Here is a 25,240-nt window from a genome sequence, read left to right as displayed (position 1 = left end):
CGTGACCATGGACGAACGCGATCTCCTGGTGGACCTGCACGCAGTGGCGGCCATGGACGTCGACGGCCTGCTCCACCTCCTGGACCTGCACCGGCGCGCCGAGCGCATGCGCCTACGCGTACTGGTCACCGGCTGGCAACCCCAGCCCCAGCAGTGCATGGCCACCGTGGCCGGCATCCCAGGCCCCCGAGCAGCCACCGGAGAACGCTACGCCCTGGCAGGCTTCCGCCGACTCCTCGAGGAGAAAGCACAACGCGCACGGGAGCGCTCCGACTTCGCCGACGGCTGGCTGCCCCGCATCTAGCCACGCCCCGGCGTAGCCGCGGGCTGCCGTCCGGCCCGGGGCGCACATCGTGGAACTGACGGTTCGGCCGGACGCAATCGGCTCGCGCCTGGACGTCGGGTTCGAGGCCGAGGGGGAAGCGTCGGCCGCAGCGTGAGATGCCACCCTCGGGACCGCAGATTCGGGGACCGGGCACACTGAGATGGCGCCCCGAGCGAGTCATCTCAGGACGACGGGGTTCTCGGACACGCCGTCTCAGCCCTGAACACGTCGGTCGTACTCCCTTTGGTGCGCCCGGATTTCGTCCGCGTTGTCGACCGTCCAGTCGTACAACCGGCCGAACGGCTCCCGCAGGGATTCCCCGAGCGGGGTGAGGGAGTACTCGACCCCGACCGGCGAGGTTGGCAGCACGCGGCGCACGACCATCCCGTTGCGTTCCAGGCGGCGCAGGGTCTGGGTCAAGACCCGCTGGGTCACGCCCTCAAGACGGCGCCTGATCTCGTTGAACCGACGGGGCCTGTCAAGGACTGCCATCGCCATCATCGACCACTTGTCGGCGATCTGGTCGAGGATCGGGCGGCTGGGGCAATCGGACCGGTAGACGATGCCGGTGTCAGCGCCAGCGCCGGTTTCAGAAATGGCCATGCCGGTATCCTTCGCGATCCTTGAGATGCCGAAAGTGCGTTATTGACGCCGGTCGCCCACCACCGCACTGTAAGTATGCATCAGGAACCTAGATGCCTACCAGGTACCGATCGGATATCCCATGAACCACGACGCCTACGCGACTCTGCGGGTCAGTCGCGAGAGCGGCATCGCCCGCGTCACCCTCGACAATCCACCCGTCAACGTCCTGAACGCCGCCCTGATGGCCGAGCTCCGGCACCTGCTGACCGCGCTGAGGGACGATGACTCCGTCCGGGTGATCGTGTTCGACAGCGCCGACCCGGAGTTCTTCATAGCCCACGTCGACATGTCGCTCGTCGACACGCCGGACGCCTTCGACGACCTCGCGGCCGACCTTCCAGACGGCGTCAACGTCTTCCAGGCACTGGGGGAACTACTGCGGCACCAGCCTCAGGTGACCATCGTCAAGCTTGCCGGCATGGCGCGCGGCGGAGGGGCAGAGTTCGTCACGGCAGCGGACATGGCGTTCGCGGCGATCGGTCGCGCCGGGATCGGCCAAATTGAGGCTCTGATGGGCATCGTCCCCGGTGGAGGAGGCACGCAGTACCTCGCCAGTCGGGTCGGCCGCAATCGCGCCCTGGAGGTGGTGCTGAGTGCCGACCTGTACGACGCCGAAACCGCAGAGCGCTACGGCTGGGTCAACCGGGCCGTCCCTGCTGGCGAGCTCGACGACATCGTCGACCGCCTCGCCCGTAACATCGCCGCCCTGCCCGAAGGTGTGATCGCGGCAGCCAAACGCGCCATCGTCCCCGATGACCTGGCCGAGGGTCTCCTGCGGGAGCACGACGCCTGGGCGGGCCAGATCATTCGCCCCGCAACCGAGCAGGTCATCCGCGGCGGACTGGCCTACGGCGCCCAGACCCGCGACGGCGAGCGCGATCTGGAGGGACTGCTCCGCGGACTGGCCGGATAGGACCTGGACGAGAGCGCCAGCCACATACTCGCCGTTGCCCTGTCGGCCGCGACAGCATGCGGCTCGCTCACCTCAGCGCCGAGCAGGCCCGTCCCCCAGGGACACCGGCACGAAAGCCTCCCCCACCAGCCGGCCCCGCACACAGCCCAGGAACCCCACAACACAGAAGCGCGTCGCCGACCGTCCCCGCCTACCTGGCACTCAGCACGCCACGGCGGCTCCCGTCACCGTCATGGTGACCGACGCCCGCACCGTATGGCCCACCCGGCATGCCACCCGCGCGGTGAGGGGATGCCTCCTCGGACCAGACCCTTTCCGTCCCACGATGGGCGGCAACGGCCCTGCCGTGTTCGCCCTGGGGTCGTCGGCAGACTGTTTGGCCTGGTGGCCTCGGCGTCCGCGAGTGCCATGGGGGTACACCTCGACGGTTTTCTCCAATTGCAGCGTTCTCCGTGTTTGAAACCGGGTAGGTGGCACACAGGGACTTCCAGATGGTTCTCCATTGATCCGGAATTTGTTCTTGCCGACGATGAGAACACCGGCCCGTAGCTACGGGGAGGCAATGGTGAAGCGCACCCTGGGGTGGCACGGACATAAATGGAGACGTCGTTGGGCGCTTGTTCGGTGGATGCGACGACCTGTCGTGGGGCGGATCCTCTTGCGACTGACGGTATGGGGTTTGCGAGTGACGGTGTGGGCCGCTCGGCGGGCGCTGCGTCGCAGGATGAAGCGCGTCCTGCCTGGGTTACGGACGGACCGCGGCGACACACTAGGGCGCGAATGCCGGGTTGGCTTGGGTCCGCCGGGCTCGGAGCAACCCCTCGCAGCACGACCTCACCGAGTTCAGGTCACCGTGAGCCGTGCGTGCGGTGAACGAAGGAAACGGCTTCGCCCGCTCACGCAGGGAAGCCGTTTCGCATATCAAAGGGACCGGCGTCCGGTTGCCGTTTCCTGCTAATGCCTAGCGCGGCTGAAGAGGCGGAAGACGCCGAGGAGAATGAAGGAGCCGACGATGGCGGCGATCCACGTCGAAATCTCGAAGAAGCCGTCGATGGAGTCAACTCCGAAAATCACCTTACCGAGCCACCCGCCGAGCAGGCCGCCCGCGATGCCTATCAATATGGTGATGATGATGCCGCCAGGGTCCTTCCCAGGCATCAGCATTTTCGCGATGATGCCCGCGAACAGCCCGATAAGAATCCAAGCAAGTATGCCCATGATTCCTTCCCGTCTCGTCGCGTAAATGAGCGGCGCACTTCTACTTCCGTGCTGTTGAGGCGGATCCAACCCTTCGAGGCCGTACCCGCACCAACACCTTCAACCACTCGGCAAACGACCACGGAGCCGACGCGGTCAACTCAACGCGTCCTTGCCCTTCTCCTTGACGCGCCGGGCATTGCCCCGGGCTTCCAGAGCGGCACCCTTGGCGGCCAGAGTCTCCTTGCCCATGGCATGGGCTGCTTTCTTCACAGCCCTTCCCGCAACCCGCTCTATCTCGGCCTTCGCTTTCTCACCAGTGCCCATATCGTCCCCTTAAACGCCTTACGCTACGCATATGTCCTCACCGGCGACTCCCAAACGATTCATGCGAGACCCGTTCTCGGTGATCTCAAGGTCGTGGGGACAGCACGAGGCGCAGCAGGGCGTCGACGGTGTCCGCTGCCGGCCCCTCGGTGACGCAGGGGGCAGGCGGGCCAAGGTGCGCAGCCGTGCGGACCAGGCCGTTTCTCAGGGATCATCTGATCGTTTGGTTGATGTGTGTCATTGGCTGACGTGCGGTGGGCACGGATCGAGTCGTTGTTGCCGGACCGGGCTCCCGAGCGGGGTGGGCGGTGGCGTGATCACCGGCAGGTGATCGACGCGATCGTTCCGCCGAATACCCGGCCGGTCCCCGCGTGGACCTGTTCTTGGAGCTCGGGTGCCTCACCCTGCCCTGCCTCCGGAGCCGTCAAAGGCCCCGTCAAGGAGACGGCGAAGGGCTTGAAGCCGTGCCGGCGCAGGATGTGGGGCACGACCAGGATCATGGCCTCGGTGGCGCGGGCTGTGGTGATGTCGCCGAGGTCCTCGATCCGTTCGGGCTGCCAGCCCAGGTCGCCGAGCAGACCGGAGACGGTCTTCTTCGCCTGTTCGTCGTCGCCCGAGAGATAGGCGGTCGGTGGGGTTGCCAGGGTTTCGGGAGCGGTCATGACCATGAACAGCATGGTGTTGAGGGTCTTGACGACATGGGTGTCGGGGAGCGCGGCCTGGAGTTTCTCGGCGAGGCTGCTGCCGGGATAGCACAGGTCGCCGGGCAGGCCGTCACCGTCGTCGCGGGTTGCGTTGGAGACGTCGATGAGGATCTTTCCGGAGAGCTCGGCGTGCAGGTCGGCGAGGCGGTCCAGGGCGCTGTCGCCGGGCGTCGCGTTGATCACGATGTCCGTGGTGCGGGCGGTGGTGCGGTGGTCGGCGAAGGCGATCCGCGGGGCGAGTCCGGCGGTGCCGGCGGTGGTGTCTTCGGGGTTCCGGGTGCCGAGGGTGACGTGGTGTCCGGCTGCGGAGAGCTTGCCGGCGAGGTTGGTGCCGACGCGGCCGGCGCCCAGGATGCCGATGGTGGTCATGCGGTGATGCTCCTTGCGGTATGGGGTGGGGAAGAGCGGAGGCGTCCGGTCAGGCGATCGGCGAGAGGATCTTGAGGGCGGCGGCGTGGATGCCGGGGGCGGCGGCCAGGAAGTCGCGGCTGCCCGTGTTCCAGGGTTCGCCCGCCAGGTCGGTAACGGTGCCTCCGGCCTCGGAGACCAGCAGGGCGCCGGCGACCAGGCCGGAGCGGACGTCGGAGAACTGCCAGAACGCGTCCATGCGTCCGGCGGCGACGTGGATGAGCTGCATCGTGGCGGGAACGGACACCCGCACGACGAGGCCGTTGATGAGCATGGCGGTGACGGAGTCACCGATCCGCCGGAAGGTGCGCTCGTCCTCGCCGGGCTTGGCCTGGCCGGTGCCGATGAGCGCGGCGCCCAGGTCGGTCTTGGCGGACACCTTCAGGGGCCGGTCGTTGAGGCGCGCACCGCCGCCGGCGACCGCGGTGTAGGTGTCGCCGGTCAGCGGCAGGTGGACGACGGTGAGTACCGGCTGGTTGTCGCTGACCAGAGTGGCGGTGACGGCCCAGTCCTCCATGCCGTGGACGTGGTTGATGTTGCCCTCGGCGGGGTCGACGACCCACCATTCCCCCGGCGGGAGAGCGCCGCCGGCCAGCTCGTCCTCGGCCCACTGTGACCCTTGCCGGGCCTGCAACAGGGGTTCGCGCAGCACATTCAGTACCGCGTCGTCGTTGGCGTGGATCTCGCCGACGATCTCGTCCAGGCTCACGCCCCGGGCGTGGGAGGTGTAGCGGTCGCGCAGCGTGAGGCCGGCGGCCTTCACCGCGGCGGTCACGTCGGACAGCAGCGTCGTGCCGGCGTTGAAAGGCATGGCTGTGCTCATGGCGGGGCTCCTTGGGGAATCGGTGGAAGCGGGGGCGGTTGTCTCGCCCCCGCACTTCGAAAGTAGGCTGCCCGGCCATTAACAACAAGTGCATGCTTGTCACTTGTAGAGTTACTGACATGCAACTGGATCTGAACCTGCTCACGGCCCTGGACGCCCTGCTCGAAGAAGGCAGTGTTGCCGGCGCGGCAGCACGCCTCCACGTCACCGCTCCGGCGATGAGCCGCTCCCTGGGCCGCATCCGCAGGGCCACCGGTGACCAGATCCTGGTCCGCACCGGCCGCAGCATGGTCCCCACCACCCGGGCGCTGGCCATGCGCGCCCAGGTCCACACCCTCGTGCAGCAGGCCCACCAACTCCTTTCCGCGCAGCAGGAACTCGACCTGGCGGCACTCGAGCGGGTGTTCACCGTGCGCTGGCACGACGCCCTGACCGCAGCCTCCGGCACCGCCTTGATCACCGCCGTCCACCGCCAGGCCCCCGGCGTCCGACTGCGCCTGTCCGCCGAACCCGCAACGGACGACACGGAGCTGCGCCGGGGTGAGGTCGACCTCGAATCGAGCTCCAGCACTCCGCCGCTCCCCGACATCCGCCACCGGCTCGTCGGCAGGGACCGGCTCGTCGTCGCCGTCCGACCGGGCCACCCGCTCACCGAAGGCCGGCTGAGCCTCGAGCGCTACGCAGGCGCCGAACACCTCGCCGTCTCGCGACGCGGCAGTCTGCGCGACCCGATCGACGACGCCCTGACCACACACGGCCTCGAACGACGCGTCGCCGCCGCTGGGCCCACCGCCGCCTTCGCACTACAACTCGCCCTCGAGACCGACCTCGTCGTCACCCTCCCCGACGCCGTCACCCGCACGGCCCGGGAACAACTCGGCCTGGCCACACTGCCCTTGCCCCTGCCGCTGCCCGACGTCCCCCTGTACCTGTTGTGGCATCAGCGCTACGACAACGACCGCGCCCACACCTGGCTACGAGACCTGGCCACCGAAACCGTCCAGGCACTTTTCACACCACCGACCGCCACTCCACAGCCCCTCACCAACCAGCCCCGGCAGTAAACGCATACCCCCGGGGAAACGCCCGCGGCAGCCAACTACCGTTCTCGCGAACACCACCTACCCTGCCGATGGGAGCCGGGCCGAGGGCGCGGTCCGGCTACGGTCCGGCGCCCACGCCAACCGGGTGGGGGCGTCGCGCAGGACGGTAAGCGCTCGTACGGGTTGCTGAGCCGCACTAAGAGGCCATTGATCAATTGGATCTCCGGCCCCTTCTTACCCCGGTCGACAGGATTCGGAGCTGTCAGCTCCCTCCTTTGAGGGCCCACATGTTCACGGAGTCAATCGCGCACGACCAGTCCAGATCACCGCGCGATCCCAGTACGTCGAGGCTGACTCGGTCGGGGGAGTTGGCCCAGACCCGGGCGGCGGTCCACTCGGTGAATCGTCGGTGTGCGGTCGGCCCCGACGGCCCGGAGACCGGCGGCAGCCGCCTCCAGGTGCCGCGCCCGTGGTAGCCACGCTGATGGTTGCCGCGAGGACTTCGCGGTCACCGTAGTCGTCTTGAAGTGGTAGGCGTCCCAGCTCTCCGTGACCAGGTATGCCTAGCCGGGGCAGGCAGGGGGCAGCGTGCTGCGAACGGGCAGGATGGTGAACTGCGCGGTTTCTCCGGGGTAGGCCACGGGCCGGCGGGCGTCACGGCATGACGAAGCGACGAAGCCGGAACGTGTCCCGGCTGAGAAGGAGGGTCGGATGCGCCAGGTACGGATGTGGTCAGCGGCCCGGTAGACGCTGGCAATGTCGGCCTGGATGACGCGGCCGAGGTCGATCACGACGGGTCTGTTCAGGCTTCGACATACGCCACGATCGTGATCGTCTGCAGGGCTGTCACGTAGTAGACGACCCGGACCCCGTCGATTTCGTCTGCGTAGTCGCGCAGGAGGGTGCCGGGGACTTCGGTGCCGAGCCCCGGGTTGACGCTGAGGGCGACGATCGCGCGGTCCAGGCGGTGCGTCTCGTTCGCAGTGAGCTTCGTGAGCTGGGTCAGGGCGGGTTCGACCATGACGACGCGCGAGCGGCGCGCGGAGGGCTCAGGCGACACGGGGCTGCTCGTCGATGAAGCGATCGAGGTGGGCATCGCGGGCGGTCGCCCACAACTCGCCGGTCTCCGGAGACGGGTAGCCGTACGCGGCGATGCCCTCCACCACCGAGGCGAGGACATCGACCTTCCCCCGCTGCTCGGCCGCGAACGCGACGACGGACGCGGCAGCGCGCTCGTCAAGGGGCAGGCGTTCGAGCACGGGCGCGGTGGCCGGCTGTTCGCTCATCCGGGACTCCTGGGCTGTCATCTGGCGTGGTGTCACCACGGTATCGCCCGCCCCCGCGGGCCGGAATCCGCACCGGCGTGACCGAGAGCCGACAAGGCCGTTGCCGGGTGCCGCCGCCTGTCCTGCGCGGTCAGGAGCAGAACCAGGGCCTTGGAGCGGACGGTCCCGAGTCCGGTGGCGACCGTCTCGGCGGACGCGCCGCCGTCGCGCAGCGCGGGCGGGTGAGTGGGCCCCTGCACCCCTGCGGACCGGTGATCAGCCGGCAGCAGCTGGGAACGGCCGCCGCGCCCACGCCCAAGCGCAGCCGCTGGAAGTGCAGCGGGGGGGGTAGACGCCGCAGTCGTCGACGGGCCGGTCCGCGCTGGCCTCGGCGACCAGGCCGGGGTGGACGGGGGGGGGACGTCAAGGCTCCCCCAGGTCACCGAGAAGCGCACGGCCCTCCCACGGGTGCCCGGTTGCGGCCGCGGTGAGGTGCTCGGCGACCTGCCGGGCGGCTTCCGGTGTCGGCGCCGGGAGTACCCCAGCGGCACGGTGCGGCCGACCGCACGCAGCCGGCCGGCCCGATCGTGGCGGCCGAGAAGCAGGAGTTGCGGGCGGGTCAGGGTGCCGCCGGTGCCGGCGCCGATGACCGCTTCGGTGGTGTCTCGTCTTCTGCTTGGTCCGCCCTCTGTACGAGGGGAGCACGAGCTGCGCTGGAGCCGCAGTCCCCCTCCCCCGGGGAGAGACGCTCCAGCTCCCGGGAATCAGCGGCTCGGTCGTCAAGGCAACTGCATTGCCAGGGAGCCGAGCTGGGTCTGGAGCGGGGACCCAGCCGTCGGTGCCGGCGGGGGTGAAGACCTGGGCCCGCGATGGAGCGCGGGAGGCCGCTGGCATTCGTCCTGACCGGCGGGAACACCAACAACTGGCCCGGTTCAACGCCGGTGATGGGCGCCATACGGGTGCCCCGCGCGCGGACCAGGCCGGCCACGGACCAGGCCCGCCCACGTCATCGGCGACAAGGGCTACGGCTCGAAGGCGATCGCACCTGGCTGCGACGCCGGGGCATCACCGGACCTGGCGATCTTCACGTTGTACGCGGTGGCCTTCGTGCTGTGGTGCTTTCAGGGCGGTGGCTGAGGCCGGGCGAACCGGCGCGCAGGCTTCTTGCCAAGGCGTCGCCTGGGACGTCGCGTTGGCGCGGCTCCTCGAAGACGTCTACACCTTCGCGATGACCGGGCCACGGCTGCACGAGGACTGGGCACAAGACGTCCTGGCCTTCATGCACCGGGCGGTCGCTGACCCCGGGGCTGGCGGGTACGGGACTCGCAGACCGGCAAGGAACTGCGCGACAACGGCCACCCCTCCTACCCGTTCCTGCCGCTCACGGCCGAGGAGGTGCACGCCTGGACCCACCCGGTCACGCCCCGCGCCGCCGGCGAGCTGCTCGCCTCGCTGGCCCAGGAGTGGTTCTTCGAGCCCTCCCCCATCTGGTCTCGGGCGAACCGGGACGAGGTACTGGCCGTCGCCCGCACGGTGCTCAGCCGGTTCGGTCCCAACGCCGTCTTCCGTACCTCCTCCGACCTGGCCCTGACCTCAGACTCCCCGGACTTCCTGGCCGAGGAACTCGCCGGTGGCCGCGCCTTCACCGGCTACCTGATGGACCTCGGCCTGATCGCAGTGAGCACGGACGAAGTCGGCGTCTTCTGGTCGTTCAACGCACTCTGAACATGCCCGCATCCGGCCAAGGTGACGATGCCGAGCAGCCCGAGACATCCGCCGGGCCGCGGCGAGATGCGCTGCCGTCTCGGCTCCCGCCTCGCCTGATCCGCAGCTCCTGGCTGTGCCGAGCGTGGGACTACGGCACCAGCTCGTAGACGACGGGGCTCGTCTTCCACCTCGACCTCTCCTACGACGACGTCGAAGCAGCCGAGCAGGTCCTCCTCGCGGCAGGGGCGGCCAAGCCCGACCACCAGCCCGGAGGCACAGCCTGGACCGTCCTCGTCCGAGGCCGGTTCCGCAGCAGGTAGTCCGCGCCGTCGATCGGCGGTGTCCTGCCAGCCGGTCTCACTGAGGCGCCTGCTAAGATCACGTCTTCAGCCTTTCGGGCCCGGATGCGTATCCGGCCGAGAGGCTTTTTTGTGCCCTGGCCCGCCTTGTCCTTCCCGCCGGTGTGCCTGCCCGCGTGGGTGTCATTTTTCGTGCCGCCGCATGACCACAGATTCGGCATGTGGTGCGGCCCGTTGTTCGTCGTCCCGTAAAGGAGTTTCATGTCTGACGTATCCGTGCGCCTCGCGAACGAAGCCGACCGTTCCGTGCTGGAACGTCTTTGGCTGATGTTCCGCCATGACCTGTCCGAGTTCAGTGACCTGCTTCCCAACCCGGACGGGACGTTCCGAAGCGAATGGCTCCAGGCAGCCTTCGACGACACCGATTGGGCGCCGTACCTGCTGATGAGCGGCGAACACCCCGTCGGACTCGCTCTCGTCCGCGGTCTGGTCGGCCACACGCGCGTGCTCAATAGCTTCTTCGTGGTACGCGGGGCCCGGAGATCCGGGATCGGCATACGTGCCGTTCAAGAGGTGGTCGCCAAGCATCCGGGCCCGTGGGAAGTCGCCTTCCAGGACGCCAACGTGGCCGCAGCGCCCTTCTGGCGCCGCGTCGCGGCCGAGATCGCAGCTGACGGATGGACGGAGGATCGCAGGCCCGTTCCGGGTCGGCCCGACCTGCCGCCCGACGTATGGATCTCATTCGGCATGCGGGGATAAGGGGAGCCCGCCTCTTCGAGTCGGTGGAACATCGAGCAAGACCCTGGTCGCGCCGGTGTGAGGGCGGGTCATTCAGTGATGGTGATGCAGGCCAGCCCCACGCTGGAGCCCCCGCGGAAGCCTTCCGCGCACAGCCGCGTGCCCGCCGGGAAGTGCCGTTGGGGGTACGCCTGGTCCCGGTAGGTCCTGAACTTGGCGACGTCCTCGACCTTGGTCTTGGCGCTCCAGCCATTGGTGGTCCACACGCGGGCGTGGATGCGGTTTGGCTCCGGGGGCGCCGCCCGGTGATCCGACGCCCTGACGAATACTCAACCGGCAGCCGCAGCCGGTCCCGCCCCCGAACCGGGGCACATCCACCACTCCGCCACGGTCAAGGCCCCTGCCGTCGCCGCCCAGGCCACCGGGCCGCCGATGACCACATGGCTGCGGCTGCTGCTTCAGAGGATCCCCAGGCCACTCCCTTGGTCCGGGGAGCCGTCATCGACGGACATTTCCCGTGAGAAGGTGGCCCATTCAAGGATTTCCAAGCGATCCGACGGCCGTTGGCCGCGTACTGCCGCAAGGGACTGTGGGTGCGGGTGTTCTCGCGTGTGCGCTCGTGGCATGGCGATCTGCAACTGGAGTCTCACGTGTGCAGACGGCTGTTGGTGCCGTCCTGGTCACCGGCGCTCTCGTCGTTGAACCAGTAGTCGCCCGCGGCCAGGTACCGGAAGGAGTGCGCACTGGCGGGTGGCAGCTCGACCGTGACAGCCCGCTTCCCGTCCTTGCGCGGGCGCAGGGTGTGGACGCCGGGCTGCCAGTCGTTGAAGTCGCCCACCACGCTGACCGGTCCGGGCGGGGTGTCGGCGGGAAGGATGAAGGTGACCTCGGTGCGGTCCTTGCGCAGCATGCGCTCCAGCATGGGATCTGCTCCTGACGGAAGGGCGGATGGGGTACGCCCATCCTGCGCACCGGACCCGCGGCCCGCATTCCGACGCATCCGCTCCCGGCCACGCATCACCCTCCCGCCACGATCCGGATCCGAAATGGTGCGAAACATGCTGCTTCGTGTCAGCGTGAGCGGCAGGAATCCGTACCCCACGCAGCAAGGAGTCGCCGTCATGGGCGGTATGCAGGACAAGCGCCAAGAGCCGGGCAAGGGCCGCGAGGAGCAGCAGCGTCCGCACAGGCCCGGCCAGGACCCGGTCCATCCTGAGCCCGGTGCCCCGTCCCGCGGCAAGAGCCCCGATGAGATCAAGCGCCGTGAGGACGACCCGCTGCGCGAGGAGCGCGACCTGCGCGACGAGGACTTCTGACAGCACGGCACCCCACGCACGCAGAGCCCGGCCGGGCGCCCCGAGGCACCCCGGCCGGGCTCTGTCACGCCCTGCAGGCAGGCCCGGACGGTGCCCCGGCCAGGGGGATGAACCCGACTGGCGCGGCCCGGAGGCCGCAGCGCCGCATGCCGCATGCCGCATGCCGCATGCCGCAAAGCCTGACCTAGCGAACGTGCGTCTTGACCTCCCCGTACACCACCCGGCTGGCCTGCAGCTGGCTGTGGCTGAGGCAGCCGGTCGTGCTGTTGACGGCGCCGGAGACGGCAACGCTGCTCTTAGGGTTGATGACGATGTCGCATGGCGAGCCCCATGTGGCGTAGCGGGGGGAGCCGGGGGTTTCGTCACCAGAGTTGAGGGCGCTGAGGAAGTCGGATCCCGGCCGCATCTCGATGCAGGGGGCGCCGCCGCACCAGTATGCGGTTTCGGTGCCGTGGTTGGGTCCTGCCAGGGAGACCCACGCGTCGACCTTGGAAGTTCCGCCGAGGTTCTTGAGGTAGTAGCGGGAAGGCAGGGCGCCCATCGAGTGGGTGATGACGTCGACCTTGGTCGCGCCGGTGATGTCCAGGACACGGTCGATCTCATCTGCGAGCTGGGCGGCGGTCGTGGCGTTGGACTGTGTGGCGTTGTAGGTCCACTGGTCGAGGTGGGTGGTTGGCCAGCCGTCGGCCCGGAAGTGGCCGGCCATGGTGTTCCACGTGGAGCCGTCGGAGTTCCAGCCGTGGACGAAGACGACGGGATCGGGGAGGTCGCCTTGCCGGTCGGCGGCGGAAGCGGGAGCGGGAAGGAGAGGCATGAGTACGAGGGGGAGCGCAGGCAAGCTCCGCAACAGGTTCCTGATCACGTGAGGTTTGTAGCGTGCCCGGCGCTTGAAACCACCAGGGTTAGTCGGTTCGCTCACCCGCCCGGGGGCAGTGCTTCACCGCAGAAACGTGACACCTCGCCGGGTACCGGGTACGTCGGGGGCACCGCCCGCGGATCCTGACGCCCCGCCCTCGACAGGTGCCGACGTCCTCCTCGGTGGCCCCGGGGTGAAATTCGTCGTGGGCGACAGCGAGGCCGCCCGGGACGCAAAGCGCAGCGGTGAGGACGACCGGATCGGCCTCGGTCCGGACGGCGGTTTCGGCGCAATCGGGGACCACAACATCATTGTCCCTGCAGGCGGGAGCGCCACCGGAGCCGGTGCCGACCGGATCGGCGGCGGCAGCGCGGACGAAGTCCTCGGCGGCGACAGCGCCGTGGTCGACGCCAGCGTCACGACCGCCGGCCGCGATCTGTCGACGGCCCCGGGGGCGACGACACGCTCTTCGGAGACCACACCAACTTCGACGCCACGGAGACCGCCGGCGCAGCGGGCGGGAAGGACCGGCTCAAGGGCGGCAACGGGACGACACGCTCCGGGCGGTCCCCGGTGACGACCACCTCGACGGCGGACCGCAGACGGACGACTGCGACGGCGAAGCAGGCGACGGAGACACCGCCGTGCGGTGTGAGATGGTCAATGGCATCCCGTAGAACGGCATATCGGCCGCCCGCCGGCCGGCGAAAGACACAGGGCTCCTGTCTCACGGCCGTCTCAAGGCTGTGATGCGGACCCTGTCCCAGCCCCGAGCAACGACGGCCGTTGCACGCCTACTCGTTCGCCTCTGCCCTTCACCCACACCGTCGGGGACCTCGCAGTCCGTCCGGCCGATGCAGCGGGTTCAGAGCTCCCGGCGGGCTACTTGTTCCCGCGTCCGAGCTGGGACTACGGGGCCGACTCCGCGGAACCCGGCATCCGAGCATCTCGGCGGCCCGGCCCATGGTGTAGCGGGTATCGTCGTCATCGAGACGGAGTGGTGCGCTCAGAGTCCCTCATCGTGCAGGTCCTCTTCGCGCAGCAGGTCGTCCTCGCGGCGGCGCGAGGTCTCCTCCTGGCCGGGCTTCTGTCCCTTGTCGCGAGAGTGCTTGCCCGGCTGGGGCTGCGCAGGGTCTCCGGGGCGGCGATGGTGTTCCTGCGCCTCGCGGCCCTTGCCCGACTCCTGACGCTTGTCCTGCGAACCGTGCATGACGGCGACTCCTCTTGGGGCGTGGGGTGCGGATTCCTCTCTCTGGTCACGCTGACACGCACGGCGACGGTCTGCATCACGTCGACCGCGATGCGAGGCACACGGATGACACCCCTCCCGGTATGGCAGCGTCGTAGGGGCGGCCGTCCCTTCAGTGCCGAGGAAGGACGCGATCCCCGCCCCGCCCGTCAGCCTCACCGTGAACGGCGACTGACGCCAGCCACTCGACATCGAGTAGCCCCGGGGCTCAACCGGAGGCCCCACGAGGGCCCTTGTGGCACGCGAATTCTGCCGGCCGGGCTCTCCGGACGGCCCGCTCGAAGACGTACAGTTTCCGCCGTCACAGGGATGTCCGCCCCGGCGGAAGGCGGAGCCTGGATTGCGGGGACTACGCGATAAGGCATAGGAGCTGGAGCGCCGCCGCATTCCCCGCTGACCAGAGGAAGCGTGCGACAAACCGATCAATGGACCCCTATCTGCTCAGAAGCGGTCTCTAATCCATGTCCCTCCGGTAGCAGCCTGCCTCGCTGCCGGCCGAGGCGAACTTGGGCAGGTCGTTGCGGAAGAAGCGGATCGTCTGGTCCGGCGGCTGCGGATTTTTCAGTTCATTGACAGCCGCCTCAGAAATAATCAGGCAAAACCTCTTGGTCATTGGAGCGCGATCCCCTGAACGAAGCAATACAAGGGAGCCTTCATACCGGCCCGCCTGATACATCCAGTCGCTGGCCCGGAACTCGAAGGACGGCTGTTGAGGCTTGTCCTGGCTTACGATAAACGGGGCAGGATCACCGCTCCAGTGGTTATTGACGGTGTCCGAATCGGGGTCGTAATACCACTCAACGCTCTCCCTCCAATAGAAGACCGGCCGCTTGGAAATCGAATTGAAATCGGTCGGAGTGAGCTGCAAGCGCGCTTCAGTGATTACTTCGACATCCTCGCTCTTGAACCTGGTGGACACGGTCGGCCGCACATAGAACCGCACCCCATTGCCGAGCTTTTCGAGACGAAATAGATGAGGTAGCGTCATTTCGATGCTCGGCTGACGGTGCAACTCGGCGAAATTGTAGAGCGAAATAACGAGGGCGACGACAGCTGCCGCCGTAGCCGACCACTTGTGCACGAGCTCGAACCGTTGTCTGCTATGAGATCCCACCGGCCTCGTCTCGGGGTCTTCCATTCCCCTACTCTGCCCGCAGGGCGCGGCCCGTCGTCTGTTTCGTTACTCCGTATGGCCGACCGCCCAGCTCCTGGGCTCGGAGGTGGGGCCCGAGGTAAGCGGCTCTGGCCACGGGATCCTTCGGTTTGCTCGTCACATGCCCACCAACGGCCCGGGCACCGCGTCCCTCGGGGCGCCCTGCCCCACCTGCGATCCCGCCACCCACGCATCACCTGGCGCAGCACCCTGACCTGCGCGCCTCACATGTCCAGTCCGCGCGGAGCTCTTGCGGCGGTGACTCCCCCGCGCCCGGGCGAATTCACGGCTGACGAGGTGTCACGAACACACTCCTGTCAAACGCACCTCTGGGTTACGGCACACAACCCGCCTTCACGCGAATGTCCCCACCTCTATCGAGAGGCAGGGATATTCACAAACGACCGGCTGGGGCTTGCGGGCGGGCTCGTGGAAGCGTTCCCTGCCCGCGCGGCCCAGGGTCGGATCTACTCGTCCTTCAGGTAACCGCCGACGAAGCCCCGGTAGTCACCCCAGACACGTTCCCGCTCGTCCCAGGCGCTGCCCCAGCACGACGCGGTCCAAATCGTCTCGCTCTGGGCGTTGTCGGCCGGCGGCGAGGAGATCCACTCCTTCACAGGGCTGTGGGAGAAGTCGCACCCCGGCACGAAGAGGTAGTGGGAGGCACTGCCCGGGTACACCTTCGTGGTGTCCTTGCCCTTGACCTGGTAGTTGGTTCGCACCGAGACCCGGGAGACCTTCACGCCCATGAACTTGTCGGTGTACGAGTACGAGGCCCACATGTCGCGGTAGCCGGCCGCCCTCAGCGCGGCGCTGGAGTGGGGGGAGGCATCATCGCCGCCACCGGCGGACTCTCGCTCGACCACGACATCGCCGCCCGCCAGCACCGACCGCGTGACACCCGCCGCAGCCGGGGACTCGGCCGCCTCGAAGAGCTGCTTCATCAGGGAGCGGTCCTCGAGCAGGTCAAGGAACCGGGTCTTCTGGGTGCTCGAAAGGGCCGAGAATCCCTGCGCGGTCTCCTTGGCCTGCTCGTCCCCCTGAGCCACCTTCATCGCGAGGTAGGCCTGGTACTTGGCGACCCGCGAGGCCTGCGAGGCCAGGCCGTCGTCGGCCTGAGCCGAGCCGGGCAGCATCGCCAGGACTATTCCGGCAAGAGCGACGCCGGCAGTGGTAGTGAGGCCTTTTCTGATAACGGAGCGCATGCTGGTTTCTCTCCTCTTATCTTTCCACTCGATTAATTCGGGCAGGAAAGGGAGAGATGCACAAACGCGTACCCCAAGACCCTTGCCCCCCACGCGCCCGCCTTTTCGATCCCCACGGTCGCGCCTCACAAACAGTGCCCGAGAGCGCCACAGCACGTCAATCAATCTCAAATCATTTGAGGATCATCTGAGTTAAGACGACCCCGCGGACCGCCAAAGACACGGAATCAAAGAATCCGCCAATTCGGAGTTTACGATTCCGTGAGACCGGGACAATACAATGCCCCGAAATACCCACTTTCCCCCGATAGCCCCTTGCGCCCCCTGTACGAGACACCCGGCTGCCCTGCGGGCGGTCTGGACGGCCGAGGCGTCCCACGAGTGGATGAACGGACGCTTTGCGTCCCGGTGATGACCACGTCCGGGATGGTCGCGGTCAGCTGGCGCGCCCGGCATCCGCCCTGTCGCCCAGGTGCTGAGGGCGGGGCGCCGGAGCTGTACGGAGTCCCCGAGCAGGCGCTCGACGTACTCGACGTCACGGGCAGGGCCGCGTGGCCTATCGAGCGAGCCACCGGAGCGGGCCCACGCCGCCCGCAAGACGCGCAGCCTCTTGGGGCACGTATTCGGTGGTGATCAACAGGTCGTCCGGTGAGGTGCACAAGCCAGATAGGGTGCCCTCGAAGTCAGGCATGAGGGGGATGGCGTTGGAGCGACGGAAGGTGCTCGGGATCGGGGCGGGACTGGCGGTCCTACCCGCCGGGTGGGCCCTGCATCAGGTGGCGAACGGGACCAAGCGGGACTGGCACACCGACACCGCACCGCTGGAGCGGGCGTTCCCGCTGCTGAGCCCGCTCAGTGACGCCAAGTGGGTGAGCAGCCGGGACAGCGACGACCGCGGCATACCGTCGCCGGAACTGGTGATCTCGGGCTTCGCCCGGCTGACACCGGGGAGACTTGCCGAGCTGACAGCGGCCCACGCCTTCGTCTCCGAGGGGCCGACCGATGGCTTCTCCTCATGGTTCGAGAAGCCGCTCAAGGGCGAGGGGCCGGAGAACCCGCAGTGGGTCCGGTCCCACGAGCTCGACCGTGACGGCAGCGGCTACTCCACCAAACTGTGGTTCGACCGACGCAGCGACACCGTCCGCTTCTGGGCACTCAACCCGTACGGATAGGGCCCGTACCGGGCACGATCATGGGCCATGGTGGAACCACACGGCGAACGGGCCTTTCGTCGCCAGTGCTGTGACCAGATGGGTTCGCCGGCTTCCGCCCGGCGGCAGCGCCTGCGCGTTCTGCATGGGCGGGTCGCATTCATCCGGTGCAGGAATGGCACGGTGGCGTCGCCGATGAGGGTCGGCGGACTGACTGATCACGAGGGGCAGGGCTGCAGGAGGCCGTCCCCGTCCACCAGCACGCCTGGCGGCTACGGATTCGTGCCCAAGCGCCATTTCAGGAAGGGCCGTTGGAGCCGCGATCACCGTTTCGCTGATCCCTCCGATGGCATACGCTGCGAATGGCGACGCGATCCGCGCGGTGAGCCGAGAGGGCGATGGCACAGGAGTGCACACCGACGAGATGCCGGTCTGGCGGGGGCCGTTGCCGGCGGGACGGCAAGGCCCCGAGTCGGCAATACCTGGGACTCGGCGCTGTCGTCCGAGGAGTTCGCTGCGATCAAGGGTGTCGGGTTCGAGCCGGTCGGGCAGGTATTCGGCACGGCCGTCTTCAACATCGGGTACACCGGCGTCTGGGGCTGCCCGGGCGCGTGGTCGGTCGCAGGCGGCTCGAAGGGGCCGTCCGCGATGGGGGCGTCGTCCTTGTCACAGTTGGTGAGGACGATGTACGCGGCCCGCAGGCTGGCGCTGGCCCGCGCCGTGGCCGAGGGCCGCGCCCTCGGCGGCGACGGGATCGTCGGGGTGGAGCTGCGGGTCGGCGATTTCCCGGCAGGGGGGCTGGAGTTCACTGCGCTCGGCACCGCGGTCAGGGCCCGCTCGCGCATCCGACCGCGCCTGCCCTTCACGTCGCACCTGAGCGGCCAGGACTTCGCCAAGCTCATACACGCCCGATGGGTCCCCACCGGACTCGCCTTCGGCATCTGCCTCGAGACCCGGCACGACGACTGGCGCACCTCCCGTCTGACCCCCTGGACCGCCGGGAACGGGGGGCAACCCCCTCGCAGGACCGTGCCGGTGGACAAGGACTGGCTCGTGATGCATGCCCAGCGTGCGGCAGCGGCGGCCGACGACCGCGTCGGCCCGTTGGCCCGTTGGCCCCGCCCCATGACAGAACCCGGCCGGGGTGATGGTGACTACGGGCCCGGCCGGGTCCTGCGTACGGGGGCGCAAAGACCGATCTGATGGGGTCAGAACTCGTCTTCGCGCATTTCGTCATCGCCGCGCTCACGGCGCATCTCCTCCAGGCGGCGCTGCGCCATCTCCTCGGGGCTCATCTTGCCGGAGCGCTCCTCGCGGGTACCGGGGTGGACGGGATCCTGCCCCACAGGGGGCATACGCTCTTGCTCCTCACGGCTCTTGCCCGGCTCCTGGCGCTTGTCCTGCTTACCGCCCATGACGACGACTCCTCTATCCGCAGAAGGCTCCCTCCCACGCTGACACGCACAGTGACATTGCGCATCATGTGGGTGACCAATCGGGTGCGCCCCGCGAGCACGCTTCGCGCCCTTTCGCGTTTCCGGCGGTATGAGTCAACCGCTGTCGGCCGAGGGCGTCTCGCGTGTTCAACAGCGCCATCAGCCCGGTGTCGAGCCTCGGGAAAGCTCCGTGCGGGTGTTGCCAGCCGGCTGTTCGAGCAGCAACTGACCGCAGTAAGCGGTGGACGTGGACAAGGCGGGATGCCTCATCGACGCCTACCCATGCGGATGCCTGTCCACGTCCCGGCGTCACCTCGCCGGTCGCCGTCCAACCAGCGTGTCTTCGACAACATGCCGAACCAGCAAGCACGGGGCAGTCCTGCCCAGGACACGCAACTTGGACGTCCGCCACCGCGTGCCCCGGCCGGAAAGGGCCATCACGCTGCGGGCCTCGGATGCGCGTACTCTGCGGCGGTGGGCGCGATGGCCACGATCCTGGCCGGCGCCCCGAGCGAGACCCCGAGACCCCGTGGGGGGGCTCATGAGACACCGGAGCCGCACCACGCGGCGGCTTGCAGCGCAAGGTCACCCGTGCGGCGGCTTGCAGCGCAAGGTCACCCGTAAGGAATGGCGCGACGCTGGGTGCGCTGGGGCATGGCGAGTCATCGCCGCAGAAACCGGGCTATCACCGCCACGAACCCGTTGCCGTCGTCGAGCCAGGGGTAGTGGCCCGCCCCTGGCTGTACGACGAGTTCGGCATGAGGGAAGAGGCCCGCGAACTCGGCCGCCGACTCCGGAGGGCTGTTCACGTCGAACTCCCCGGCGAGCAGCAGGGTGGGTGCCCGGCAGGTGGCGAGTGCCGCGCGAGTGGCTTTCGGGCTGAAGGCGCCCTCGGTTCCGAAGAGGGCGACGGCTTCCTGGTTTTCGGGTCGGCTGGCCGTGTGGTGCTGCTGGGCCGCGGGGTCCCAACGGCCGTGGAAGAAGGGCGCGATCGCCTCCGGGTCGCCGCCCGCACCGGTGGTGAGGGCCTCCAGGGCGGTGTATGCCGCTGGGAACCACGGCTCGTCCTTCCGTAGCCGTGCGAGTTCGCGCCGCATCTCCCCGGTGATCTCGATACCGATGGCGCGGGTGCTGGGGCCGACGAGTGCGAGCTTGCCGAGGTGCTGCGGGTGGCGGGCCGCGTACTGCGTCGCGATGTTCGTGCCGGCGGAGTGGGCGAGCAGGTCCATTCGCGGGAGTCCCAGGTGGTCGCGCAGGGCCTCGACGTCGTCGACCAGGCGGTCGCAGCGGTAGGACGCGGCGTCCGCAGGTATCGCGGACCGGCCGGTGCCGCGCAGGTCCAGGACGATCAGCTGGCGGTGCGCTGACAGGCCGCCGAGGTCGCCGAGGTAGCGCGAGTCGGCAGGGCCGCCGGGGATGCACACGACTGGGTCGCCGTCTCCGAGTACTCGATAGCCGAGCAGGGTGCCGTCAGGGGTGTGGAAGGTGGGCATGGTGCGCACCCTGCCATTGATAACCGAGTTATACAACCCGGTTATCTCGGTGGCGTTCAGGGTGTATAACCGAGCCATGGCAGGCGAAGAGGACGTACAGAACCCCACGGCGCTGACCGAGGAACAGGCCGGGCGGATGCTCGCCGAGATGAACGAGGTCATCCGGGCGGGCGAGGAGATGAGACAGCTGCGCGCTGAAATGATCAAGGTGCTCGTCGGCCTGGGATGGACTCAGGAGAAGATCGCCCGGCTCACCGACATGAGCCAGCCCGCCGTCTCCAAGCAGGTGGCGAAGTACCGCTCGGCCGATCCGCTCCCCCCGATGAGGCTCTCCCTCGACCAGCACGACACCCCGTGGCTGGAGGGGCGGCTATGGGGCCTCGCGGAGGAGATCTCCGAGAACTTCCACGACACCGCCCGCTGTACCCGCCACGTCAACGCCATCGCCCGGGGCAGGAAGCGCTTCACCCCGCGGCTTGTCGACGAACTGCGACGCCTCCTCGAAGAGGACCTCCTGCTGCACCGGGCGGACTTGCCCGGCAGCTACCGCGACGCGTACGACGAGATCAGCCGCGCACTGGACGTCCCCTCGCCGGCCCCGACCGCCCCCACCGCACCTGCTTCGGTACGCCGCGCCCTCGCCCACCGGCTCCAGCGCGACCGGCTCCGGGCCGCCGAATAGCACCCCGCCGGGCGGACTCCCCCGCCGAGGAGCAGGCCGTCGGGCAGATACTCGGCGGCCGTGACCAAGGTGGGGGCACCGGTCCGGGATCGGCGGCCCGCGCCCTTTCGGATCAGCAGCCGGCAGCTCAGGACCAGGTCAGGGTGGTTCGCGACGTGCGGGTCGGGGAGACGGTGGTGCGGTGCCGGCGTCGTCGGTGCCGGCTGGCCGGGCCGGCCTGCCTCATCCCGATGCCCCGCCGGGCGTCGGCATGACGCCGAGCTGCTGAAGGAAGCCGAGGACGTCCTTGTCCGACCACTTTTCGGCGAGCTTGCCGTTCTCGATGCGGTGGACCACCGTCCCGGTCATCGTGATCGTCCTGCCGGTGGCAGGGATACCCGGGAGGTCCCTCTCGTGCACCCCCCGGGCCGTCAGCCGGGTCACGACCTTGTCTCCCTCCGCGATCTGGTCTTCGATCTCATGGGTTCCGGGTGTCGCCTCCCAGAACAGACGGAACACCTGCTTGAGTCCCTCGCGACCGGGTGCGAACCCTGGAAACGGCGGAGGCGAGTGGTCCAGGTAGTCCTCGGCCACGAGCTCGTCCATGGCATCCACGTTGCCCTCGTCGATCTCCCGGTAGAAGCGGCGAACCAGTCTCTTGTTCTCCTCAGTGGACACGGGACCCCTCTGCACTCATTCGCATCGCCGGAACGGCACACACGAACCGAATGGTCACCCGTCGGCTCCCCCGGCCACATCCTCGGCACGCCGGGCCACGATGGACCTTCACTCAGAAGCAGTGGTGCAAGTGACGCAGCACCAGAGGGGGCAAACCGTGCCTGATCCGGTACCAGCGGGTCAGCAGGAGGGCCGCTCTCGAGTACGACGGTGGGCTTGCAGGCTCCCAGTGCTGTCCGCAGCCACGCAGTTACGGTGCGAGCATGCAGGCACCCTGGTCGGCGGGTCCCGAACCACACCCCCGGCCCGTCGGCATCCGGGGCTTCCCCGAAGCCGGAGCCCCCGGGGGCCCGGGCTTCGCGGAGGCGGCTGGGCATGCCGGTGTCGCCGGGACGGAATCAGGCGGGCTGGGGCTGTCGTAGTTCTGCCTGCCCGAAGAGAAGGGCGTAACCGCCCGGGAGCTGGTGGAGGATCCGGGCGAGGAGGTCGGGGCCGGCCAGGCGTGTGACGGTGGCGAGGACGGCGCCGGTGTCCCAGCGGGTGGTGGCCGGTGTGCCGCCGGTGCGGGCGGCCAGGTCTTTGACGAAGCCCCAGCCGGTGAGCTGTTCGGTGTCGGGGATCTGGGCGGTGAGGGTCAGGGCGGCCTCGATGGGCAGGCACTGTGCGAGGTCGACGCGTTCGTCTCCGGTGAGCTGGCGCCCGAGTGCTGCGAGGACGTTGTGGACGGCTTCTGCGGCGCGTTCGCGGGTGGGGTAGGCGCCTTCGTAGCGCACGCGTTCCAGCATCTGGTCGAACGTCATGGCCGCGCGGGACGGGTTCGCTCGAGGCTGGTCGTACATGGTGCTGCGGTTGCCTTTCTCTTCGAGGGTTCGGTTTCCTGCCGGTGACGGCGGGCGGTCAGGTGGGCTGGGGGCGGCCGAAGAGGAGGTCGTAGCCGGGCGGTAGCTGGAGCAGGACCTCGCGCATGAGGGCGTCGCCCGCTGCGGCGGCCACGGTGGACAGGACCGCGCCGATGTCCCACAGGGCCGTCTTCTCGGTGGCGCCTTCGATCCAGGCCGCGGTCGCGCGGACGTAGCGTTCGGGGGAGAGCGGTTCGGCGGCCTGGAGCGGGTTCAGGAGGATCAGGGCGTACGTTTCTGGGAGCCGGGCAGCGAGCTCGGCCCGCACGGTGCCGACCAGGTGCGCGCCCAGGAGGGCCAGGACGACGCGGGCCGCCCGTTCGGCTTCTTCCCGAGTCTGATACTCGCCGCGTTCCTGGACGTGGTCCAGGAACGCCTCCCGGCGCATCGACATCACGTCACCTCCGAGGGCGGGGGGGGAAGGGGCGAGTGGAGGACGGGGTGCGGGAGGGGGATCATTCCCCGTCCTCCGCCGCTGGTGCCGGGCTGTTCAGCCGGAGATCTGCTTGCGGCCGGACTCGCCGCCGATGGAGATCTTGCGGGGCTTGGCGCGCTCGGCGATCGGGATCCGCAGGGTCAGGACACCGGCGTCGTAGTCGGCTTCGATGCGGTCGGTGTCCAGGGTGTCAGCCAGCATGATCTGGCGGGAGAAGACACCGAGGGGCCGCTCGGACAGCTCCATCTGCACGCCGTCGGACTTCTCCGCGGGCCTGCGCTCGGCCTTCACGGTCAGCATGTTCCGCTCGACGTCGATGTCGATCGCCTCGGTGCTCACTCCGGGGAGGTCGAAGGCGATCACGTACACGTCGCCCTGACGGTAGGCGTCCATCGGCATCACGGACGGCTTCGACCAGGTGCCCGACGTGCCGGAAAGCTGCTGGACGATGCGGTCCATCTCGCGGAACGGGTCGGTGCGCATCAACATCGCGAAACACCTCCAGTTGGTTCAGGCAGAAACTGCCAATGCGCTTCAACGTGCTCCTGTTGTAGCATGTCATCGAAACGATGACAAGTAAGGAGTCATCTGAAGGATGACAGAGTCGGAGAAGCGCTGTGAAGGAAACCACCCCACCGACCCCACAGGTCTCCTTTCTGGCCGCCGCCGCGGCGCTGGAGACCATCGACCAGGCTGTAAGAAGCGCGCAGAAAGGCCCCGGAAGTACACCGACGGCCCAAGCGGCGTCCGTACCAGCCTCGGGCCCGCACCCGGCCCTTGCCGCCCTGCTGATGCTGCGTGAGGTCCGCGAACAGCTCGCGGGCTGGGAGAGCGGCCTGATCGAAACCGCGCGCGGCCAGGGCGCGAGCTGGGCCGACCTCGCCGGCCCCCTCGGGGTCGCCAGCCGCCAGGCCGCCGAACGCCGATATCTGCGCCTGCGCCCCGGCACCGCCGGAACCACCGGCGAGGAACGCGTCCAGGCCACCCGCGACATGCGCGCAGCCGACCGCACCGTGACCGCCTGGGCCCGCGACAACGCGGCCGACCTGCGCCGGCTCGCAGGCCAGATCACTGCCCTCACCGGCCTTCCCGCCAGCGCCCAGGGTGCCGTCGACGACCTGAACGTGGCCCTCGCCGACAATGACGCGGCCCGCCTCGTCCGACCGCTGACCGACACCCGGACTCATCTGCGGCCCGAGGACGCCGAGCTCGCCGAACGGATCGATGCCTTGACCCGGCACACCGACCGGCTCCGGCAGGACACCCACGACCAGCGCAGCACGTGACTCGTAACCCCGAAAACCACCGACTGGCCCACGGGCGCCCGAAGCGGCCCCGCTCGTAGATCCAAGGAGTGATCCACCATGGGTGAACACCCGCCCCGGGAGGCCGGCGGCAGCGGCGTCGCCGTAGAGGTCCAGGACCGCACGGTCACGGTCCGGCCCACCGGCGAGATCGACATCGAGACAGCACCCGCCCTGCAGCTCGCCCTCACCGAAGCACTCACCCACGCCTCCCCCACCAGGCCCGTGGCGGTCGACTGCAGCCTCCTCACGTTCTGCGACTCGTCGGGACTCAACGCACTCCTCACAGCGCGACGGGCAGCGCAGGAGACCGGCACCGTGATCCGCCTCGCCGCCCCCAACTCCCAGCTCCAGCGCCTCCTTGAGCTGACAGGAGCCCTACCCCTCTTCCCCCTTGATCAGGACCCGCCGGCAAGCGTCCACCCTCCGAGGGGATGCTCGGACGGACTCCCCCGATAGACGGGCTGGTGGTGCGCGGACAGCGATCGGCATCGGCGTACGGCTTGCGGGTCGGTCCCCCGGCCCGAGCAAGCCACCCGATGCGACGCCTGTGTACGGGGCGTCGGCGCGGTCCGCCGCGCGGCCGCCACGACTACTTGGTCACCTTCCGCCAGCTCGACGGTGGCGTGGCGCGAGCCGCTGTCCACGGCGATCGCCTCGCACCGGCCGTCAAAGCTCTGACCAGCCAGCGCACCCAGCTGGGCGCCGGACGTGCCGGCGGTGTCCCGGGCCGCGATGACCACACTGACTTGGGGAGCAGGAATGCACGACTCCTCGCCAGGCCGGTCAGCGGGCCCGACTACCGCGCGCGAAAGCCGGTCGAACGGCGGCCGGGCGGTGCCGTAGGATGGTGTTCACCGACGCGGGGTGGAGCAGCTCGGTAGCTCGCTGGGCTCATAACCCAGAGGTCGCAGGTTCAAATCCTGTCCCCGCTACTACACCGGAAGGGCCCGGATCCTTAACAAGATCCGGGCCCTTCCGCCGTACTGGGACGCTGCGGGTACAGGCA

The 25,240-nt window shown here is 68.7% G+C and carries 29 protein-coding genes, 1 tRNA gene and 3 pseudogenes; 13 read left to right on the top strand and 20 right to left on the bottom strand.

The genetic code is table 11. From position 1 onward, the window contains the following. The coding region (locus IF09_RS0133070) for a hypothetical protein (RefSeq protein ID WP_030302106.1) at positions 1–304 on the top strand (304 nt) is incomplete at its 5' end. Between the two features lie 234 nt (positions 305–538). Here the strand turns inward: IF09_RS0133070 and IF09_RS0133065 are convergent. Next, complete coding sequence (locus tag IF09_RS0133065) at positions 539–928, bottom strand: winged helix-turn-helix transcriptional regulator (protein ID WP_030302104.1); 390 nt, start codon at positions 926–928, stop codon at positions 539–541. A 121-nt stretch (positions 929–1,049) separates the two neighbouring features. Here IF09_RS0133065 and IF09_RS0133060 point away from each other — a divergent pair, with 121 nt between their 5' ends. After that, on the top strand, positions 1,050–1,883 hold the full coding sequence (locus IF09_RS0133060) for an enoyl-CoA hydratase/isomerase family protein (RefSeq protein WP_030302102.1): 834 nt from the start codon (positions 1,050–1,052) through the stop codon (positions 1,881–1,883). A gap of 954 nt (positions 1,884–2,837) precedes the next feature. Here IF09_RS0133060 and IF09_RS0133055 read toward each other — a convergent pair. From IF09_RS0133055 to IF09_RS0133040, 3 genes and pseudogenes are all read right to left on the bottom strand, one after another. Next, positions 2,838–3,101 carry a GlsB/YeaQ/YmgE family stress response membrane protein gene (locus tag IF09_RS0133055; RefSeq protein WP_030302101.1) on the bottom strand — a complete coding sequence of 88 codons (264 nt, stop codon included), beginning with the start codon at positions 3,099–3,101 and terminating at the stop codon, positions 2,838–2,840. 743 nt (positions 3,102–3,844) lie between these two features. Further along, a pseudogene (locus tag IF09_RS0133045) lies at positions 3,845–4,480 on the bottom strand (NADPH-dependent F420 reductase); the annotation flags it as partial. Between the two features lie 49 nt (positions 4,481–4,529). Then, the gene (locus tag IF09_RS0133040) at positions 4,530–5,342 is read right to left on the bottom strand and encodes an inositol monophosphatase family protein (RefSeq protein WP_030302095.1); all 813 of its coding nucleotides are present in this window, start codon (positions 5,340–5,342) and stop codon (positions 4,530–4,532) included. 119 nt (positions 5,343–5,461) lie between these two features. Here IF09_RS0133040 and IF09_RS0133035 point away from each other — a divergent pair, with 119 nt between their 5' ends. After that, entirely contained in the window at positions 5,462–6,406 is a 945-nt protein-coding gene (locus tag IF09_RS0133035; protein ID WP_030302093.1) for a LysR family transcriptional regulator, read from the top strand. A gap of 188 nt (positions 6,407–6,594) precedes the next feature. On the opposite strand, the pseudogene IF09_RS47565 reads toward IF09_RS0133035, so the two are convergent. From IF09_RS47565 to IF09_RS0133020, 4 genes and pseudogenes are all read right to left on the bottom strand, one after another. Next, positions 6,595–6,898: pseudogene (locus IF09_RS47565) on the bottom strand (transposase); the annotation flags it as partial. A gap of 50 nt (positions 6,899–6,948) precedes the next feature. Next, the gene (locus IF09_RS0133030; RefSeq protein WP_030302091.1) at positions 6,949–7,176 is read right to left on the bottom strand and encodes a hypothetical protein; all 228 of its coding nucleotides are present in this window, start codon (positions 7,174–7,176) and stop codon (positions 6,949–6,951) included. 11 nt (positions 7,177–7,187) lie between these two features. Beyond that, positions 7,188–7,445: a hypothetical protein gene (locus IF09_RS0133025; RefSeq protein ID WP_030302088.1), complete on the bottom strand. Its 258-nt coding sequence runs from the start codon at positions 7,443–7,445 to the stop codon at positions 7,188–7,190. Then, entirely contained in the window at positions 7,435–7,671 is a 237-nt protein-coding gene (locus IF09_RS0133020; protein WP_030302086.1) for a hypothetical protein, read from the bottom strand. Before IF09_RS0133020 ends, IF09_RS0133025 begins: the two co-directional genes overlap by 11 nt. 1,374 nt (positions 7,672–9,045) lie before the next feature. Here IF09_RS0133020 and IF09_RS42160 point away from each other — a divergent pair. From IF09_RS42160 to IF09_RS0133010, 3 genes and pseudogenes are all read left to right on the top strand, one after another. Further along, a complete protein-coding gene (locus IF09_RS42160; protein WP_051833317.1) occupies positions 9,046–9,375 on the top strand; it encodes a hypothetical protein in 330 nt (109 codons plus the stop codon). 176 nt (positions 9,376–9,551) lie between these two features. After that, positions 9,552–9,677 (top strand): annotated as a pseudogene (locus IF09_RS48360) (hypothetical protein); the annotation flags it as partial. Positions 9,678–9,917: 240 nt separating this feature from the next. Then, positions 9,918–10,415 (top strand): GNAT family N-acetyltransferase, encoded by a 498-nt coding sequence (locus tag IF09_RS0133010; protein WP_030302084.1) that lies wholly within the window; start codon positions 9,918–9,920, stop codon positions 10,413–10,415. Between the two features lie 68 nt (positions 10,416–10,483). Here IF09_RS0133010 and IF09_RS0133005 read toward each other — a convergent pair whose 3' ends face one another. Next, positions 10,484–10,660, bottom strand: a complete 177-nt coding sequence (locus IF09_RS0133005) for a hypothetical protein (protein WP_234321237.1) — start codon at positions 10,658–10,660, stop codon at positions 10,484–10,486. A 380-nt stretch (positions 10,661–11,040) separates the two neighbouring features. Further along, positions 11,041–11,316, bottom strand: coding sequence for an isoamylase early set domain-containing protein (locus IF09_RS0133000; protein ID WP_030302082.1), 276 nt, complete (start codon positions 11,314–11,316; stop codon positions 11,041–11,043). Positions 11,317–11,515: 199 nt separating this feature from the next. Here IF09_RS0133000 and IF09_RS0132995 point away from each other — a divergent pair, with 199 nt between their 5' ends. Then, on the top strand, positions 11,516–11,710 hold the full coding sequence (locus IF09_RS0132995) for a hypothetical protein (RefSeq protein ID WP_030302080.1): 195 nt from the start codon (positions 11,516–11,518) through the stop codon (positions 11,708–11,710). Positions 11,711–11,894: 184 nt separating this feature from the next. Here IF09_RS0132995 and IF09_RS0132990 read toward each other — a convergent pair whose 3' ends face one another. The 4 genes from IF09_RS0132990 to IF09_RS0132975 form a co-directional block, all read right to left on the bottom strand. Beyond that, positions 11,895–12,524 carry an esterase/lipase family protein gene (locus IF09_RS0132990; protein ID WP_106975190.1) on the bottom strand — a complete coding sequence of 210 codons (630 nt, stop codon included), beginning with the start codon at positions 12,522–12,524 and terminating at the stop codon, positions 11,895–11,897. Positions 12,525–13,572: 1,048 nt separating this feature from the next. Then, entirely contained in the window at positions 13,573–13,776 is a 204-nt protein-coding gene (locus tag IF09_RS0132985) for a hypothetical protein (protein WP_051833313.1), read from the bottom strand. Positions 13,777–14,269: 493 nt separating this feature from the next. Then, positions 14,270–14,953 (bottom strand): hypothetical protein, encoded by a 684-nt coding sequence (locus IF09_RS0132980; RefSeq protein WP_030302076.1) that lies wholly within the window; start codon positions 14,951–14,953, stop codon positions 14,270–14,272. Between the two features lie 482 nt (positions 14,954–15,435). Further along, entirely contained in the window at positions 15,436–16,173 is a 738-nt protein-coding gene (locus IF09_RS0132975; protein ID WP_158710122.1) for a hypothetical protein, read from the bottom strand. Positions 16,174–16,871: 698 nt separating this feature from the next. Between IF09_RS0132975 and IF09_RS0132970 the strand changes: the two genes are divergently transcribed. Next, positions 16,872–17,345, top strand: a complete 474-nt coding sequence (locus IF09_RS0132970) for a hypothetical protein (RefSeq protein WP_418953090.1) — start codon at positions 16,872–16,874, stop codon at positions 17,343–17,345. 642 nt (positions 17,346–17,987) lie between these two features. Further along, entirely contained in the window at positions 17,988–18,527 is a 540-nt protein-coding gene (locus IF09_RS46010; RefSeq protein ID WP_158710121.1) for a heavy metal-binding domain-containing protein, read from the top strand. 5 nt (positions 18,528–18,532) lie between these two features. On the opposite strand, the gene IF09_RS0132960 is transcribed toward IF09_RS46010, so the two are convergent. Both IF09_RS0132960 and IF09_RS0132955 read right to left on the bottom strand, forming a co-directional pair. Then, the gene (locus IF09_RS0132960; RefSeq protein WP_051833309.1) at positions 18,533–18,739 is read right to left on the bottom strand and encodes a hypothetical protein; all 207 of its coding nucleotides are present in this window, start codon (positions 18,737–18,739) and stop codon (positions 18,533–18,535) included. A gap of 683 nt (positions 18,740–19,422) precedes the next feature. Beyond that, on the bottom strand, positions 19,423–20,253 hold the full coding sequence (locus IF09_RS0132955) for an alpha/beta fold hydrolase (RefSeq protein ID WP_030302067.1): 831 nt from the start codon (positions 20,251–20,253) through the stop codon (positions 19,423–19,425). A gap of 76 nt (positions 20,254–20,329) precedes the next feature. Here IF09_RS0132955 and IF09_RS0132950 point away from each other — a divergent pair, with 76 nt between their 5' ends. Continuing rightward, on the top strand, positions 20,330–20,935 hold the full coding sequence (locus IF09_RS0132950; RefSeq protein ID WP_030302066.1) for a hypothetical protein: 606 nt from the start codon (positions 20,330–20,332) through the stop codon (positions 20,933–20,935). 222 nt (positions 20,936–21,157) lie between these two features. Here the strand turns inward: IF09_RS0132950 and IF09_RS0132945 are convergent, their stop codons facing one another. From IF09_RS0132945 to IF09_RS0132930, 4 genes are all read right to left on the bottom strand, one after another. Next, the gene (locus IF09_RS0132945) at positions 21,158–21,592 is read right to left on the bottom strand and encodes an ester cyclase (protein WP_030302064.1); all 435 of its coding nucleotides are present in this window, start codon (positions 21,590–21,592) and stop codon (positions 21,158–21,160) included. A 398-nt stretch (positions 21,593–21,990) separates the two neighbouring features. Next, positions 21,991–22,431 (bottom strand): DUF2267 domain-containing protein, encoded by a 441-nt coding sequence (locus tag IF09_RS0132940; protein ID WP_030302062.1) that lies wholly within the window; start codon positions 22,429–22,431, stop codon positions 21,991–21,993. A 58-nt stretch (positions 22,432–22,489) separates the two neighbouring features. Continuing rightward, a complete protein-coding gene (locus IF09_RS0132935) occupies positions 22,490–22,885 on the bottom strand; it encodes a DUF2267 domain-containing protein (RefSeq protein WP_030302060.1) in 396 nt (131 codons plus the stop codon). Positions 22,886–22,981: 96 nt separating this feature from the next. Next, entirely contained in the window at positions 22,982–23,416 is a 435-nt protein-coding gene (locus IF09_RS0132930) for an Hsp20/alpha crystallin family protein (RefSeq protein WP_030302059.1), read from the bottom strand. 128 nt (positions 23,417–23,544) lie between these two features. On the opposite strand from IF09_RS0132930, the gene IF09_RS0132925 reads away from it, so the two are divergent. The 3 genes from IF09_RS0132925 to IF09_RS0132915 all read left to right on the top strand — a co-directional run bounded on the left by IF09_RS0132925 (position 23,545) and on the right by IF09_RS0132915 (position 25,166). Continuing rightward, the gene (locus IF09_RS0132925; RefSeq protein ID WP_030302058.1) at positions 23,545–24,213 is read left to right on the top strand and encodes a hypothetical protein; all 669 of its coding nucleotides are present in this window, start codon (positions 23,545–23,547) and stop codon (positions 24,211–24,213) included. Between the two features lie 78 nt (positions 24,214–24,291). Then, complete coding sequence (locus IF09_RS41040; protein ID WP_051833307.1) at positions 24,292–24,690, top strand: STAS domain-containing protein; 399 nt, start codon at positions 24,292–24,294, stop codon at positions 24,688–24,690. A gap of 402 nt (positions 24,691–25,092) precedes the next feature. Further along, positions 25,093–25,166: transfer RNA gene (locus IF09_RS0132915), tRNA-Met, on the top strand. Positions 25,167–25,240 lie beyond the last annotated feature (74 nt).

Source organism: Streptomyces katrae, from assembly GCF_000717655.1.
Taxonomy (GTDB): domain Bacteria; phylum Actinomycetota; class Actinomycetes; order Streptomycetales; family Streptomycetaceae; genus Streptomyces; species Streptomyces katrae_B.
The sequence above is the reverse complement of the archived record's forward strand: the minus strand, read 5'-3'. Positions and strand labels throughout refer to the sequence as shown.